Genomic DNA, 14,789 nt, shown 5'->3' with positions numbered 1-14,789 from the left:
GCCGCGTACTCACGGCCAAACCTCAGCGATCCACCCGGCGCAACACGTCACGTTCATACTGCGGATACAGATGGCTGACGGTTCGGGTCAATTCATACTGGGTCAGGCTGATCCCGGCAAAGCGCTCAGGGATCGGCGTTGCCAATACCTCGTTCATCTCAAGCCCTTGCAGGGCGCTGTCGTGCAGCAGCCCATCGAGCCATCCCAGGTAATCCGCCATCTGTTCAAAGGGCGCCGAGTCATTGGCCAGCGGACCGTGGCCAGGTACCAGCAGCGTCCAGGGCAAGCCTTTCAACTGCTGCAAGTCCTGCAGCCAGACGTCCAGCCCCGGGCTGTGCGGTGTGGTCAGGGCGCGTTGATAGAACAACAGATCACCGGCGAACAGCACCCCGGTCTTTTCATCGAATACCGCAAGGTCCGCACCGCTGTGGCCGCTGAACGCCAACAGACGCAAAGGGTGGCTGCCAAACACCTGCAGGCCGGGCTCAAGCACCTGGTCTGGCAAGCGCACCTGAGTGCCGCGCATCCAGTCGCCCACCAGCCGGTACATGTTTTCGGCCAGGGCGTCGCCCTGCTCCTTGAGCCGCACACCCGTCCCGGCCAGGGCCCCGACAGGCACATCGGCAAACGCCTGGTTACCCAGCGCATGGTCGGGGTGATGGTGGGTCAACAGCACCTGCACAACCGGCTTGTCGGTCACACGGGCAATAGCTTGGCGCAAGGCCTGGCCGTAACGTAGCGACGGCCCCGTGTCGATCACCACGACGCCGGCTTCTGTGACAATAAACGCGCTGTTGACGATGTTTGCACCATTGCTGCGAGAGAAGTTTTCGGTGCTGCCCTCCAGCATCCAGGTGTCGGTGGCGATCTGGCGCGGCATCAGCCGGTAGTCCAGATCGGCAAGGCTCGGCAGGCTGAACGCAGCCAGCAATAGCACTATCAAGCGCATGGGTGGGTCTCACTCCAGGGCAGCATCGAATTGATTGCCGTTGTTGTCGCGCAAGCGTAGCCGTACCGGGCCGGTATCGCGCAGATCGAAAGAAAGGCTGGGGTTCTCACTCACCGCCGGGTACAACACCAGGGTCGCCAACGAGTGGCCGGCGACGTCGAACAGTTCAGCCTGCTCGATGAAAAACTCCGGCGTGCCCGCCACCAGGCCATTGTCCATGGGGTGCGCAACGTGCACGCGCAGGCGACTGAACCCCTCTCGCGGGTAGCGGCCACCCAGTACCTGGCCCAGGCGCTGCTCCCAGTCAGGTTGGCTGCGCACCACGCTGGGCGCCGTACAGCCGCCACCCGCCGCATCGATCAGGGTCGAGCCGACATGCCAGACGCCGTCTTCGGTCTGCACGGCTGCGCGCAAGGCCGTGGCCTGCTCAATACGGATACGGATCGCCAGCCAAGGCAACACATGAGGCCCCGGTTGAAAGTCGACGATTGTCGGCAAGGGGTTGAGCTCTGCCCAGGCAATAATGCGCGTAACCTTACCCGGCACGTCACGCGCATCGATTTGCAGCGGTACCTGGCGGGCGTCCTCGGCAAATGGCGGGGCAATCACACGCACCCGCGCATCAAAAAGATAGGGGTCGTCCTTGATCCACTGTTTACGGTAGAACTCCCACATCACCGACGGTACCGGGTCCGGCCCTGGCTCAATGGCCTGCACAGGCATACCGAGCATCAGCAGCGCCAGCAGCAACGGCCCGCGGCTCATGGCTCACTCCTCGACGTGCACGCTGTCCAGGTAGCTGCGTACCGCCCAAAGCGCTTCCTGGCTCAGGTAATCTGCCATTTTCGGCATGTACACACGACCGTCGCGCACCGCGCCGTTGCGCACGCGCTCAACAAACCATTCATCACCGTTCACGCCGGCATCGAGCATGCGCAGGTCCGGTGCAATACCGCCGGATTTGGCCTCCAGACCGTGGCAGGCGGCGCAGTTCTGGTTATAGGCAGACGCGCCGATCGAGACCGCCTTTTCCTGTTGTTCGGTGTTGCGATAAGGGTTTTCCGTGCGCCATTCGCTGCCCAGTTGCTCCAGACCGTCGGTCTTGACCGCCTGGGGAACGACGTTGCCATGGGCGAAGACTGCGCCCGCACTCAACAGGCTGCCCGTCACAATCAGGCTCAACCAGGCTTTCTTTGCTGTTTTCATTGTTCTGCCCTCGACTTCTCTGCACGATGCACGCGAAAACCTCTCGACTGAAAGGTTCTGCCGGGCATCTTAGGAAGGCCGCAGAGGTGCCCCCATGCTGCTTTGGTGGTCGCGCCTTACTCCCTTGGTAGTAGGGCTTGTGGGGCAGTGCCAAATCATATCCGGGGTGGGAAGTTTTCCCGGGGCAGGCGGGAGTTTTTCCGTATCACGCAGCGCAGCAGCGTTCCAGTCTATGCAGGCCAAAACCTCCATTGGGAACACTCACCATGACAATAAGATCGTTACCCGCCGCGCTTTCGCCACTGTCCATCGCCGTGCAGACCGTCCTGCTGGTCGGCAGCCTTGCCCTGGCCCCGGCCGCCCATGCCAAGCCCGTGAGCTGGGAAGACATCGCCAACGACCACACGACCACCGAAAACGTATTGCAGTACGGCATGGGCACCAACGCTCAGCGCTGGAGCCCGCTGGCTCAGGTCAACGACAAGAACGTGTTCAAGCTGACCCCCGCCTGGTCCTATTCGTTTGGCGATGAGAAGCAGCGGGGCCAGGAATCCCAGGCCATCGTCAACGACGGTGTGATCTATGTGACCGGCTCATACTCGCGGGTATTCGCCCTCGACGCCAAGACCGGCAAGCGTCTGTGGACCTACAACCACCGCCTGCCCGACAACATCCGTCCGTGCTGCGACGTGGTCAACCGAGGCGCCGCCATCTACGGCGACAAGATCTACTTCGGCACCCTCGACGCCCGGGTCATCGCACTGAACAAGGACACCGGCAAGGTCGTCTGGAACAAGAAGTTCGGCGACCACAGCGCCGGTTACACCATGACCGGTGCGCCGACCTTCGTCAAAGACCAGAAAAGCGGCAAGGTCCTGATGATTCACGGCAGCTCTGGCGATGAATTCGGCGTGGTCGGCCAACTGTTCGCCCGCGACCCGGACACCGGTGAAGAAGTCTGGATGCGTCCGTTCGTTGAAGGCCATATGGGCCGCCTGAACGGCAAGGACAGCACCCCGACCGGTGACGTCAAGGCGCCGTCCTGGCCGAACGACCCCACCACCGAAACCGGCAAGGTCGAAGCCTGGAGCCATGGCGGCGGCGCCCCATGGCAGAGCGCCAGTTTCGATCCCGAAACCAACACCGTCATCGTCGGTGCCGGCAACCCTGGCCCGTGGAACACCTGGGCACGTACCGCAAAAGACGGCAACCCGCACGACTACGACAGCCTCTACACCTCCGGCCAGGTAGGCGTCGACGCCACCACCGGCGAAGTGAAATGGTTCTACCAGCACACTCCGAACGACGCCTGGGACTTCTCCGGCAACAACGAACTGGTGCTGTTTGACTATAAGGACAAGGATGGCAAGCAGTACAAGGCCACCGCCCACGCCGACCGTAACGGTTTCTTCTACGTGGTTGACCGCACCAACGGCAAGCTGAAGAACGCCTTCCCGTTCGCCGACAACATCACCTGGGCCAGCCATATCGACCTCAAGACCGGTCGCCCGGTCGAAAACCCGGGGCAGCGTCCAGCCAAGCCTGAGCCAGGCCAGACGAAGGGCAAGCCGGTCGAAGTCTCGCCGCCGTTCCTGGGTGGCAAGAACTGGAACCCAATGGCCTACAGCCAGGACACCGGTTTGTTCTACGTGCCGTCCAACCAGTGGAAAGAGGAATACTGGACCGAAGAGGTCAACTACAAGAAAGGCTCGGCGTACCTTGGCATGGGCTTCCGTATCAAGCGCATGTACGAAGACCACGTCGGCTCGCTGCGAGCCATGGACCCGACCACCGGCAAGATGGTCTGGGAACACAAAGAGCGCCTGCCGCTCTGGGCCGGTGTGCTGGCCACCAAGGGCAACCTGGTGTTTACCGGTACCGGTGACGGTTTCTTCAAGGCCTTCAACGCCAAGACCGGTGAAGAGCTGTGGAAATTCCAGACCGGTAGCGGCATCGTTTCGCCGCCCATTACCTGGGAGCAAGACGGCGAGCAGTACATTGGCGTAACCGTCGGCTATGGCGGCGCGGTACCACTGTGGGGTGGCGACATGGCCGAGCTGACCAAGCCGGTGGCACAGGGTGGTTCGTTCTGGGTGTTCAAGATCCCGGCCTGGGACACCAAGACCGCTCAGCGCTGATGTGAACCTCAGGGGCGCCTCTGGCGCCCATCGCCAGCAATGTCGGCAGCTAGCGCAACGCGTTGTAGCTGCCGGCTTGCCAGCGATAGCCCTCTCACTGCCCCAGGAGACTCCCATGAAGTACCTTCCACTGCTGCTCGTCGTGGCCATGAGCCCCGTCTTCGCCGCCAGCAGCGACACCGGCGACGACACGCCGTTGACGATCAACGGCTGCGTCATCCAGCCCGAAAGCCAATGCCCCAATGCCGACCTGCGCAATGCCGACCTGAGCAATCAGGACCTGCGCAAGATGAACCTGGCGGGCGCGGATCTGCGCGGGGCCAACCTGCGGCACGCCCGCCTCGACCTGGCCAACCTGGAAAAAGCCAACCTGCAAGGCGCCAACCTGACCCGCGCCAGCCTGCAACAAAGCAACCTGCGCCTGGCTGACCTGAGCGGCGCCAACCTGATAGCGGCGCAAGCCTGGGGGGTTTTTGCTCAGGGTGCCAATTTCAACGATGCCAACCTCAGCGCAGCCTACCTGGAGTTTGGTCGACTCTCCGGTGCCAAGCTGCACAAGGCCAACCTGCAAGCTGCGGACCTGGAAATGACCTGGCTGAGCAAAGCCGACTTCAGGGGCGCCAGCCTGGTCGATGCCAACCTGCAAGAAGCCAAGCTGGGTGAGAGCAACCTGGAACAGGCCGACCTGCGCGGTAGCCGCCAGCACTATGCGAATTTTCAGGACAGCAACATGGAGGCCTGTCAGGGCTGCCCGGTTTCGTGGGACTAAGCGGCAATCCGCAGCAGGCCGGCGTCGATTGCCAAGTGCACCAGCTCGGCCTGCGAGCTGACCTGCAGTTTGCTCTTGAGCAAGGTCAGGTAGTTGGAAACGGTCTTGGCGCTGATACACAACTGCTCGGCAATGAGCCGGCTCGGCGTACCTTTAGCCAGCATCAGGAAGATCTCCGTCTCACGCTGCGTGAGGCCGCGAAGACGTGCGTCGCCTGCCTGCATATGGTGAGACTGGCAGGCGAGTTGGGTCGCCAAGGACTGTTCGATGTAGGCGTGCCCGGACAGCACCCGACGAACCGCCTCCACCAGTACCTGAGGTTGCACGGCTTTGGACAGGAAGCCGCAGGCGCCGGCATCAAGCGCTTGTCGCACCAGGCTCAATTCGGTGTGTTCGCTGAAAAACAGGATTCGCAACTGCGGTACGCGCTGACGCAGGCGCCGGGTGGTTTCCAGGCCGCTGATACCGGGCAGGTCGAAATCCATGATCAATAACCCTGGCAGTTGCTCCTGCACCCGCTGCAGGGCCTCCTCACCACTGGCCGCCTCGGCAATCGGCAGCTCAGGCAACGCCTCGCGCAAGGTGTGTGCCAGGCCAAGGCGGACCATCGGGTGGTCGTCGACCAGCAAGATCTCCATACAGCCTCCGGCAGTGAGTGGGTTGGTCGTCGCAGGCCTTCATGCTAGAGCTGCCACAACGCGCACAATCTAATACTTTGGTACTGCTTTAGCTGTCGATGGTCGCATTCACAAAGCGTCACGACTGGCCTGTAATGAAGGCATAACAAAAATGAGACTGCCGACCATGTTGCGTGCCATGTCCGCCCTCGTCTGCCTGACGCTATCTGCCGTCGTGGCACTGCCGGTGCTTGCCGAAACGCCGCTGTTTTCCAGCGATGGCTACCGCATTGCCCTGTATCGAAGCCCCACCCCTGCCCACGCTGAACCGGCGCAAACCCTCGACACCAAGCAGTTGCAAAGTCTGCTTCGGGAAACACCGGGCCCTGTCCTGATTGATGTCTACCGCCGCACCTGGTTACACGGCCAGTTCATCGATAGCGAAGCGCATGCCAACCTGCCCGGTAGCCATTGGCTGGCCAATACCGGAGATGGCGAGTTGAGCGCGGACTGGGCGGCCTACTTCCAGAAACACCTGCAACGCCTGAGCGCTGGTGACCGGCAACGCCCACTGGTGTTCTATTGCCGCTCTGACTGCTGGTTAAGCTGGAACGCGGTCAAACGTGCTGCCAGGCTGGGCTACACCCGGTTGTACTGGTACCGTGACGGCATCGACGCGTGGGAGGCCGCCGGGCTGCCACTGAGCGCTGCAACACCCGAAGTCTTCCCCTGAGTTTCCTGCCTGCGAGCATGACCACAACAATAAGGTGCAAAGCCATGTACAAGATTCTGATCGCCGACGACCACCCGCTGTTTCGCGAGGCCATCCACAATGTGATCAGTGACGGCTTCCCTGGCAGTGAAGTGCTGGAAACCGCCGACCTGGATAGCGCCCTGGAGCTCACTCAGAGCGCCGATGACCTCGACTTGATCCTGCTCGATCTGAACATGCCGGGCATGCACGGCCTCGGCGGGCTGATCAACCTGCGTAACGAGGCCCCTACGGTGCCGGTGGTCATTGTCTCGGCTGAACAGGATAAACAAGTGGTCCTGCAGGCCATCACCTATGGCGCGGTGGGCTTCATCACCAAATCCTCACCACGGTCGCAAATGACCGAAGCCATCGAGCAGATCCTGAACGGCAATGTCTACCTGCCGCCTGACATCATCCGCACCCAGAAAAACACCAGCCGGCGTAGCCAGAACGAGCCTCAGGGGTTTGCCCCTGAGCTGCTCCAGGCACTGACCCGCAAGCAACTGCTGGTGCTTGAACGAATGACCAAGGGTGAGTCGAACAAGCAGATCGCCTACAACCTCGATATCGCCGAAACCACGGTCAAGGCCCATGTCTCGGCCATTCTGCGCAAGCTCAACGTGCATAACCGGGTGCAGGCGATTCTCAGTGCCGGCGACATCGACTTTACCGCCTACCTGCGACGCTGAGCGGGCAGGTTTATCGCACTCATGCAAAAAGACTATTGAATCCGCGGGCCGCCCTACAGTAAGCTCGGGAACATCAACTGGAGCCAGACATGTCACTTACCACCCTCACTCAAGCACGTCACACCGGTCGCCTCGCGCAGCCGCTGCTGGCTATTGCCGAGTGCGGTAGCTGCGCTCCAGCCAGCTTTTATTTTGGGTATTGGTTTAGCCAACGGCGCCGCTGATACCTACACCGGCGCCCACTTCCAAGGGGACGCCAGGCACAGAGAATACTCAACCCCCGGTCGGCTCCCCGACCGGGGGTTTTGTTTTTGGGCGTCGTACACCACACACATTGAGGAACAGCACATGAACTACAGCACTTATTACCGTTACCCAGGTTGCATCGCGTGGCGATTTAGCCAGTTCCGTTCGGGCCTGCCAGCCGCCGCCGATCGGTCAAACACAGGTGGCAACGACACAGATGATCTTAATCCGGCCCACTGTCGAACACCTCGATAGGGCCGGCTGCGCGGGCCAGAACCCGCTCTTCGCCAAGGATTCCCGAATATGCAATCGTCCAGCCTCGCTCTGCCCCTGACTCACCCGCAACCTCAGGTTGCCGCCAATACCGCTGTTAGCCAGCGCCTGCCCAGCAGCCACATGCTCAAGCAGCACCTGCCGCTATCCAATGCGCTCAGCGCACAGGTCGAGCAGCACCGCCAAGCCGTCAAAGCCATCCTCGAAGGCCGCGATCCACGCCTGTTGGTCGTCGTCGGCCCCTGCTCCATCCACGACCCGCAATCTGCACTGGAATACGCCGAGCGCCTGGCCCATCTGGCCGAACGCGTCGATGACCAGATGCTGCTGGTGATGCGCGCCTACATCGAAAAGCCACGCACTACGGTCGGCTGGAAAGGCCTGGTCTATGATCCGCAGCTGGATGGCAGCGATGACATGCACGGCGGCTTGAACCTGTCACGGCGCCTGATGCTGGACATGCTTGCGCTGGGCTTGCCGATTGCCACCGAGTTGTTGCAACCCATGGCCGCAGGCTACTTCGACGACCTGCTGAGCTGGGCCGCCATCGGTGCCCGCACGACCGAGTCACAGGTACACCGCGAGATGGTCAGTGGCCTGGCCCTGCCAGTGGGCTTCAAGAATGGCACCGACGGCAGTATCGGGATTGCCTGCGATGCCATTCGCAGCGCCGCTCATGGCCATCGTCATTTCGGCATCGATGCCCAAGGGCACCCGGCGATCATCGAGACACTGGGCAATCCGGATACCCACCTGGTATTGCGCGGTGGTCACAAGGGCCCCAACTACGATCGCCAGAGCATTGAGCAGGCGCGCAAAGGGCTGGAAAGCGTCGGCCTGGTGCCGCGTATCATGGTCGACTGCAGCCACGCCAACAGCGGCAAGGACCCGGCCCGCCAACCACAGGTGTTCAACGAGGTGCTGGAGCAGCGCCTGCAGGGTGACCGTGCGCTGGTTGCGGTCATGCTGGAGAGCCATTTGTTCGACGGCTGCCAGGCACTGGGCAAGCAACCACTGCGCTATGGGGTATCGATCACCGACGGCTGCCTGGGCTGGAACAGCACCGAGACGTTGCTCACCAATGCCGCCGACGCACTGCGCGAGAATGCGCGGGAAAAACCCGGCGCAATCCTGTAGGCTCGCCATTTTAACGCCAAGGAGCCCTGTATCATGGCCAAAGCCACTGCCCGTCACATCCTGGTTGCCAGCGAAGCCAAGTGCAACGAACTGAAAGCCGAAATCGAAGCCGGTGCCGACTTCGCTGAAATCGCGAAGAAGCACTCCACCTGCCCGTCCAGCCGCCAAGGCGGCGACCTGGGCAGCTTCGGCCCTGGCCAGATGGTCAAGGAGTTCGACACCGTGGTCTTCAGCGCACCGGTCAATACCGTACAAGGCCCGGTGAAGACCCAGTTCGGTTACCACCTGCTGGAAGTCACCAGCCGCCAGGACTAAACGTCATCGGCATCCAGCGCACGGCCCCTGTGGGTCGTGCGCCTGGCACTGGACCTGGAAGGATCGCAGTGCGTTGCCCCGCCGTCGTTGCGTACACTGTCAGAACGAACAGACACACACCGCCAAACGATCAGGCCTACCTTCCATGCGGTCAGCATTCTGCTACGTCCTCGCCCTGCTTTTCGTGCCAATCGCCGCATTGGCAGCGCCTTCACATGCGCTGACCGTCTACGGTGAAGCCCCCCGCTACGCCACCGGCTTCCAGCATTTCGCCTACACCAATCCCGATGCCCCGAAAGGCGGGACGATGCGCCGCTCCGCGCTGGAAATCGGCCAGTTCGACCATGTGTTGCCCTACATCGACAAGGGCATCGGCGTCAGCCAGGTAGACGGCTGGTTGTACGCCCCCTTGGCGGTGCGCAGCGAAGATGAGCCCTATACCGTCTATGGTTTGGTCGCAGAGCGCATGGAGCGTGGCCCGGATGGCTTATGGTTGCGTTTCTACCTTGACCCGCGCGCGCGCTTTGCCGATGGAACGCCGATTCGCGCTGAAGACGTGAAGTACACCTTCGCGCTGCTGATGCGTGAGGGCAACCTGAAGTACCGCACACAGTTTGCCGATGTTGCCGCGGTCGAAGTGGAACAGCCAGGTCAGGTGCGCTTCCTCTTCAAGAACAATCAGAACCGGACCCTGCCGCTGGACCTGGCAACCCTGCCCGTGCTGCCTGAACACTGGTGGAAAACCCGCGAGTTCGCAGCCGGTGGCGGCTTTGAAGCGCCCTTGGGCAGCGGCCCCTACCGCATTGCACACATCGACAATGGCCGCAGCGTCACCTTCGAGCGCAATCGCGACTGGTGGGGCAAAGACCTGGCGGTCAATCGCGGACGCTACAACTTCGACCAGATCCGCATCGAGTACTTTGGCGATACCGATGTTGCACGGCAGGTGCTGCGCGGTGGCGGCTACGACTACAACCGTGAGTTTTCTGCCACCGGCTACACCTTGGGCTACAACGGCCCGGCACTGGACGACGGTCGCCTGCAGCGCGCACACCTGGCCCGAGAAGCGCCACAAAGCGCCCAAGGGTTTGTCTTCAACCTGCAACGGCCCGTGTTCCAGGACCGGCGCGTGCGTCAGGCATTGGCCCTGCTCTGGGACTTTGAGTGGAGCAACCGGCAGATGATGCGAAACCTGTACATCCGCCAGAACAGCTACTTTGCCAATACAGCACTGGCGGCAACGAAACCGCCAGATGCAGAAGAGCTGGCCTTGCTCGAACCGTTGCGCGGGCAGATTCCCGATGAAGCCTTCAGCCAGGTGTTCGAGGCGCCGAAAACCGATGGTTCAGGCTTGATCCGCGCCCAGCAACTCCAGGCCCTGGCGTTGCTGAACGCGGCGGGCTGGCGAGCTCAAGGCGACCACTTGGTCAATGCCCAGGGCGAACCCCTGAGTTTCACCTTCCTCAATGCCCAAAACGGCTTTGAGCGCTTGTTGCTGCCGTGGAAGAGAACCCTGGCACAGATCGGCATTACCCTGGACATCCGTCGTATCGACGCCTCGCAGTACATCAACCGCGTGATGGAACGCGACTACGACATGATCGTCACCGGCTACCCCGTATCGCCCTCCCCAGGCCTTGAGCTGTACAACTACTTCGGTTCCGCAGCCGCCGACGACCCAGGTTCAAACAACTACATGGTGCTGCGCGACCCGGCCGTGGACCGTTTGATCGACGGCCTGGTAAAAGCCGCAACCCAGGCGGACATGCTGCGCCACGCACATGCACTGGACCGGGTGCTGCAATGGAACCACTACTGGATTCCCAACTACTATCCACCGGGCTCCTCTACCGTGTGGTGGAACCGTTTCGGCCAGCCGAAGGTGCAGGCCAGCAACGACGAGGCGCTGGACACCTGGTGGGAAATCAGCCCCACACCACTGACCAACGCACAGATGGCTGAACGGCTTGGCAAGGGCACCGTGGCCGGGAGCACCCCATGACCGGTTACATCCTGCGACGCCTACTGCTGATCGTGCCAACCCTGCTGATCATCCTGCTGGTGAACTTCGTCATCATCCAGGCGGCACCTGGCGGCCCGGTGGAACAAGCTGTCGCCCGCCTGCAGGGCATCGGTGCTGGCGCCCCGGGTTCCAGCAGCGAAACCCTGCACAGCGGCTCGCGGGCCAGCCGTGGCCTGGACCCCAAGCTACTGGATGACATCAAGCGCCAGTACGGCTTCGACAAATCGGCGCCCGAACGGCTCTGGCTGATGCTGAGCAACTACGCCCGGCTGGACTTCGGCAAGAGCTTCTTTCGCGGCGCAAACGTCACCGACCTGATCCTCGAGAAAATGCCGGTCACGCTGTCCTTGGGCTTCTGGGCGACCTTGATTACCTACCTGGTTTCCATCCCCCTGGGCATTCGCAAGGCGGTGCATCATGGCAGTGCCTTCGACGCCTGGAGCAGCACATTGATCGTGATTGGCTATGCCTTGCCGGCCTTTCTCTTCGCCCTGCTGTTGATCGTGTTGTTCGCCGGCGGAACCTCACTGAACTGGTTCCCGGTCCGCGGCCTGGTCTCGGAGAACTTTGCCGAGCTGAGCCTGCTGGGCAAAGTGGCCGACTACTTCTGGCACCTGGTATTGCCGGTCGGCGCCTTGGTGATCGGCGGCTTTGCCACCTTGACCCTGCTGACCAAGAACGCCTTTCTCAACGAAATCACCCGCCACTATGTACTCACCGCCCGGGCCAAGGGCCTGAGCCAGCGGCGAGTGCTGTATGGCCATGTGTTCCGTAACGCCATGCTGCTGGTGGTGGCCGGCATTCCGCAGGCACTGATCACGGTATTTTTCGCCGGTTCGCTGTTGATCGAGGTGATTTTCTCCCTCGATGGCCTGGGCCGCATGAGCTACGAAGCCGCCGTATCTCGGGATTACCCGGTGGTATTCGGCTCGCTGTTCATCTTCACCTTGTTCGGCCTGCTGATCCGCCTGCTGGGCGACCTGTGCTACACCCTGGTCGACCCGCGCATCGATTTCGCGACGAGGAACGCATGATGTTCAAACCCTCACCGCTTGCCCTTCGGCGCTTCCAGCGTTTTCGGCGCAACCGTCGTGGCTGGTGGTCACTCTGGCTGTTCATCGGCCTCTTTACCCTGTGCCTGGGGGCTGAACTGATCGCCAACGACAAGCCCTTGCTGCTGGGCTACAAAGGCGACCTGTATTTCCCGGCCCTCAAGCGCTACACCGAACAGGATTTTGGCGGGCAGTTGCCCTTTCAGCCCGACTACCGCAGCCAGTACGTGCGCCAGTTGATCGCGCAACAGGGTGGCTGGATGCTCTTTGCGCCGATCCCCTTCAGCGCCGACACCCCCAACTACGACCTGCTGCAACCTACCCCCAGCCCGCCGTCGACAGACAACTGGCTAGGCACCGACGACCAGGCCCGCGATGTGTTGGCGCGGGTGCTCTACGGCACGCGAGTATCGATCCTCTTTGCCCTGGCGCTGACCGCCGTCAGTACGCTGATTGGCGTTGCCGCTGGCGCACTGCAGGGCTATCACGGTGGTTGGGTCGACCTGATCGGTCAACGCCTGCTGGAAGTCTGGTCGGGCTTGCCGGTGCTGTACCTGCTGATCATTCTCTCTGGTTTCGTCGAACCGAACTTCTGGTGGTTGCTGGGGATCATGGCCCTGTTCTCCTGGCTGGCCCTGGTGGATGTCGTTCGTGCCGAATTCCTCCGTGGGCGCAACCTGGAATACGTGTTGGCCGCACGGGCCATGGGCCTGCCTGATCGGCTGGTGATCCTCCGGCATATCCTGCCCAACGCCATGAGTGCCACCCTCACCTACCTGCCATTCATTCTCACCGGCGCTATATCGACCCTTACCGCCCTGGACTTCCTTGGCTTTGGCATGCCTGCCGGCAGCGCCTCGCTGGGCGAATTGGTGAACCAGGGCAAACAGAACCTGCAGGCACCATGGCTGGGCTTCACCGCCTTCTTCGCCCTGGCGCTGATCCTGTCACTGTTAGTATTCATTGGCGATGCGTTGCGCGAAGCCTTCGATCCTCGGGCCTGAGCGGTGCATAATTCCTGACCCGGCCCCAAGGAGCGGTTCATGCACGACAGCGACAACCTCAAGGACTATCAGCGGGTACGCTTACTGGCGATTCGCTCGCTGTTCGAAATCATCGAGCAATCCAGCGAAGGCACGGTGATCGTTGACCGCGATGCACGCATCGTCTGGATGAACGAGCGCTATGCCCGCCGCTTCGGCCTGGAGGATGCCAGCAGCGCCATCGGCCAACCGTGCGAAGCGGTAATCCCCGGCACCCTGATGCGTGAAGTGGTCAGCAACGGGCGCCCCATACTGCTCGACATGCTCGACACCCCCAAGGAGCCGCTGGTGGTGATGCGCCTGCCCATTCAGGATGCGAAAGGCGGCGTGATCGGCGCCATTGGCTTCGCCCTGTTTGATGAGCTGCGCAGCCTCTCGCCTTTACTCAAGCGCTACTCGAGCATGCAGCAGGAACTGGCCTCGACCCGCTCGCTGCTGCAGGCGCGCCAGGCCAAGTACAGCTTCGCCCAGTTCATTGGCACCAGCGCGGCAACCCTTGAGATCAAACGCCGTGCCCGACGCGGTGCAGGCAGCGATTCACCGGTGCTGCTGCTCGGCGAAACCGGCACCGGCAAGGAACTCCTGGCCCATGCCATTCACGCGGCCTCACCGCGTGCGCACAAGGCGTTTGTCAGCATCAACAGCGCGGCCATCCCGGAAGCCTTGCTGGAAGCCGAGTTCTTCGGCACGGCGCCAGGCGCCTTTACCGGTGCAGACCGCAAGGGCCGCCCCGGCAAACTGCAGATCGCCCAGGGCGGCACCTTGTTCCTCGACGAAATTGGTGACATGCCGTTGCCGCTACAGAGCAAGTTGCTACGTGTACTGCAAGAGAAAGAGTACGAACCCGTTGGCTCCAACCAGGTGATGCGCAGTGACGTACGGATCATCGCCGCCACATCGACAAACCTGGAAGCTGCCATGGCCAATGGCAGCTTCCGTGCCGACCTGTACTACCGGCTCAATGTCTTGCCGATCAATGTGCCACCGCTGCGCGCACGGCTGGAAGATCTGCCGGCCCTGAGCGAGGCGATTCTGGAAGACCTGGGTAGCCAGCATGAGCTGGATGGCGAGGCCCAGGCACTGCTGCTCCGGCATGCCTGGCCGGGCAACATACGTGAACTGCGCAACGTACTGGAGCGAGCGACCTTGCTGGCCGATCATCCACGACTCGGCGCGAGCGACATCCAGGCCGCCTTGGGCACCTTGGCGCCGCTGGCGCAACAAGCGCCACAGAAAACCTACAAACAGGCCTGCGAAGATTTCGAGCGGCAGTTACTGACCGATACGTTGGCGCAGTGCGCAGGCAACGTGCCAGAAGCCGCCAGGCAACTGGGCCTTGGCCGTTCGACCCTGTACAAGAAAATGGTTGCGCTGGGGTTGTGATCGTCGCCGGCCTTGCGCGCAGCGCTTGTCTCCATAAGGAGAAACACCGTCTCTTTATAGAGACATAAGCTATACAGCGCTAATCCGGCTGATTTCCAGCGCCACAGCGCACTCAGGCCAATTACTTGTCTCTGTTCAGAGAAAATAGCGCCTCGCATTGCGCTCAAAAACAATAAAACCCTTATATTTCAATAC

General features: G+C 61.7%; 14 protein-coding genes. 10 read left to right on the top strand and 4 right to left on the bottom strand.

The window, feature by feature from the left end; genetic code table 11:
* Nucleotides 1-22 precede the first annotated feature (22 nt).
* The 3 genes from EKA13_RS05265 to pedF are packed head-to-tail and all read right to left on the bottom strand — an operon-like array spanning nt 23 to nt 2,155.
* Nucleotides 23-949, bottom strand: a complete 927-nt coding sequence (locus EKA13_RS05265; protein WP_065758348.1) for a quinoprotein relay system zinc metallohydrolase 1 — start codon at nt 947-949, stop codon at nt 23-25.
* A 9-nt stretch (nt 950-958) separates the two neighbouring features.
* Nucleotides 959-1,714 (bottom strand): quinoprotein dehydrogenase-associated SoxYZ-like carrier, encoded by a 756-nt coding sequence (locus tag EKA13_RS05260; RefSeq protein WP_065758347.1) that lies wholly within the window; start codon nt 1,712-1,714, stop codon nt 959-961.
* A gap of 3 nt (nt 1,715-1,717) precedes the next feature.
* Nucleotides 1,718-2,155 carry a cytochrome c-550 PedF gene (pedF, locus tag EKA13_RS05255; RefSeq protein ID WP_065758346.1) on the bottom strand — a complete coding sequence of 146 codons (438 nt, stop codon included), beginning with the start codon at nt 2,153-2,155 and terminating at the stop codon, nt 1,718-1,720.
* A 266-nt stretch (nt 2,156-2,421) separates the two neighbouring features.
* On the opposite strand from pedF, the gene exaA reads away from it, so the two are divergent.
* Together exaA and EKA13_RS05245 are read left to right on the top strand one after the other, a co-directional pair.
* Nucleotides 2,422-4,293, top strand: a complete 1,872-nt coding sequence (gene exaA, locus EKA13_RS05250; protein ID WP_065758345.1) for a quinoprotein ethanol dehydrogenase — start codon at nt 2,422-2,424, stop codon at nt 4,291-4,293.
* A 115-nt stretch (nt 4,294-4,408) separates the two neighbouring features.
* Complete coding sequence (locus tag EKA13_RS05245) at nt 4,409-5,062, top strand: pentapeptide repeat-containing protein (protein WP_065758344.1); 654 nt, start codon at nt 4,409-4,411, stop codon at nt 5,060-5,062.
* On the opposite strand, the gene EKA13_RS05240 is transcribed toward EKA13_RS05245, so the two are convergent.
* Nucleotides 5,059-5,700: a response regulator gene (locus tag EKA13_RS05240; RefSeq protein ID WP_065758343.1), complete on the bottom strand. Its 642-nt coding sequence runs from the start codon at nt 5,698-5,700 to the stop codon at nt 5,059-5,061. The genes EKA13_RS05245 and EKA13_RS05240 overlap by 4 nt on opposite strands.
* A gap of 166 nt (nt 5,701-5,866) precedes the next feature.
* On the opposite strand from EKA13_RS05240, the gene EKA13_RS05235 reads away from it, so the two are divergent.
* From EKA13_RS05235 to EKA13_RS05200, 8 genes are all read left to right on the top strand, one after another.
* Nucleotides 5,867-6,412, top strand: coding sequence for a PQQ-dependent catabolism-associated CXXCW motif protein (locus tag EKA13_RS05235; protein WP_065758342.1), 546 nt, complete (start codon nt 5,867-5,869; stop codon nt 6,410-6,412).
* A 44-nt stretch (nt 6,413-6,456) separates the two neighbouring features.
* The gene (locus EKA13_RS05230; protein ID WP_065758341.1) at nt 6,457-7,122 is read left to right on the top strand and encodes a response regulator transcription factor; all 666 of its coding nucleotides are present in this window, start codon (nt 6,457-6,459) and stop codon (nt 7,120-7,122) included.
* 549 nt (nt 7,123-7,671) lie between these two features.
* Nucleotides 7,672-8,778: a 3-deoxy-7-phosphoheptulonate synthase gene (locus EKA13_RS05225; protein WP_065758340.1), complete on the top strand. Its 1,107-nt coding sequence runs from the start codon at nt 7,672-7,674 to the stop codon at nt 8,776-8,778.
* 33 nt (nt 8,779-8,811) lie between these two features.
* The gene (locus EKA13_RS05220) at nt 8,812-9,093 is read left to right on the top strand and encodes a peptidylprolyl isomerase (protein ID WP_065758339.1); all 282 of its coding nucleotides are present in this window, start codon (nt 8,812-8,814) and stop codon (nt 9,091-9,093) included.
* A gap of 145 nt (nt 9,094-9,238) precedes the next feature.
* Nucleotides 9,239-11,095: an extracellular solute-binding protein gene (locus EKA13_RS05215; RefSeq protein ID WP_065758338.1), complete on the top strand. Its 1,857-nt coding sequence runs from the start codon at nt 9,239-9,241 to the stop codon at nt 11,093-11,095.
* Nucleotides 11,092-12,150 carry a microcin C ABC transporter permease YejB gene (locus tag EKA13_RS05210; RefSeq protein WP_065758337.1) on the top strand — a complete coding sequence of 353 codons (1,059 nt, stop codon included), beginning with the start codon at nt 11,092-11,094 and terminating at the stop codon, nt 12,148-12,150. Before EKA13_RS05215 ends, EKA13_RS05210 begins: the two co-directional genes overlap by 4 nt.
* A complete protein-coding gene (locus tag EKA13_RS05205; protein ID WP_065758336.1) occupies nt 12,150-13,172 on the top strand; it encodes an ABC transporter permease in 1,023 nt (340 codons plus the stop codon). Before EKA13_RS05210 ends, EKA13_RS05205 begins: the two co-directional genes overlap by 1 nt.
* 39 nt (nt 13,173-13,211) lie before the next feature.
* Nucleotides 13,212-14,594, top strand: coding sequence for a sigma-54 interaction domain-containing protein (locus EKA13_RS05200; RefSeq protein ID WP_065758335.1), 1,383 nt, complete (start codon nt 13,212-13,214; stop codon nt 14,592-14,594).
* Nucleotides 14,595-14,789 lie beyond the last annotated feature (195 nt).

Origin of the sequence: Pseudomonas defluvii, assembly GCF_001695625.1 — a bacterium.
In the GTDB taxonomy this organism is placed as follows: Bacteria; Pseudomonadota; Gammaproteobacteria; order Pseudomonadales; family Pseudomonadaceae; genus Aquipseudomonas; species Aquipseudomonas defluvii.
Note: the sequence above shows the minus strand (reverse complement) of the source record. Positions and strands in the feature narration are given on the sequence as shown.

Coding starts and splice junctions, on each gene's coding strand:
- EKA13_RS05265 (WP_065758348.1), bottom strand. CDS start 949: ATGCGCTTGATAGTGCTATTGCTGGCTGCGTTCAGCCTGCCGAGCCTT.
- EKA13_RS05260 (WP_065758347.1), bottom strand. CDS start 1,714: ATGAGCCGCGGGCCGTTGCTGCTGGCGCTGCTGATGCTCGGTATGCCT.
- pedF (WP_065758346.1), bottom strand. CDS start 2,155: ATGAAAACAGCAAAGAAAGCCTGGTTGAGCCTGATTGTGACGGGCAGC.
- exaA (WP_065758345.1), top strand. CDS start 2,422: ATGACAATAAGATCGTTACCCGCCGCGCTTTCGCCACTGTCCATCGCC.
- EKA13_RS05245 (WP_065758344.1), top strand. CDS start 4,409: ATGAAGTACCTTCCACTGCTGCTCGTCGTGGCCATGAGCCCCGTCTTC.
- EKA13_RS05240 (WP_065758343.1), bottom strand. CDS start 5,700: ATGGAGATCTTGCTGGTCGACGACCACCCGATGGTCCGCCTTGGCCTG.
- EKA13_RS05235 (WP_065758342.1), top strand. CDS start 5,867: ATGTTGCGTGCCATGTCCGCCCTCGTCTGCCTGACGCTATCTGCCGTC.
- EKA13_RS05230 (WP_065758341.1), top strand. CDS start 6,457: ATGTACAAGATTCTGATCGCCGACGACCACCCGCTGTTTCGCGAGGCC.
- EKA13_RS05225 (WP_065758340.1), top strand. CDS start 7,672: ATGCAATCGTCCAGCCTCGCTCTGCCCCTGACTCACCCGCAACCTCAG.
- EKA13_RS05220 (WP_065758339.1), top strand. CDS start 8,812: ATGGCCAAAGCCACTGCCCGTCACATCCTGGTTGCCAGCGAAGCCAAG.
- EKA13_RS05215 (WP_065758338.1), top strand. CDS start 9,239: ATGCGGTCAGCATTCTGCTACGTCCTCGCCCTGCTTTTCGTGCCAATC.
- EKA13_RS05210 (WP_065758337.1), top strand. CDS start 11,092: ATGACCGGTTACATCCTGCGACGCCTACTGCTGATCGTGCCAACCCTG.
- EKA13_RS05205 (WP_065758336.1), top strand. CDS start 12,150: ATGTTCAAACCCTCACCGCTTGCCCTTCGGCGCTTCCAGCGTTTTCGG.
- EKA13_RS05200 (WP_065758335.1), top strand. CDS start 13,212: ATGCACGACAGCGACAACCTCAAGGACTATCAGCGGGTACGCTTACTG.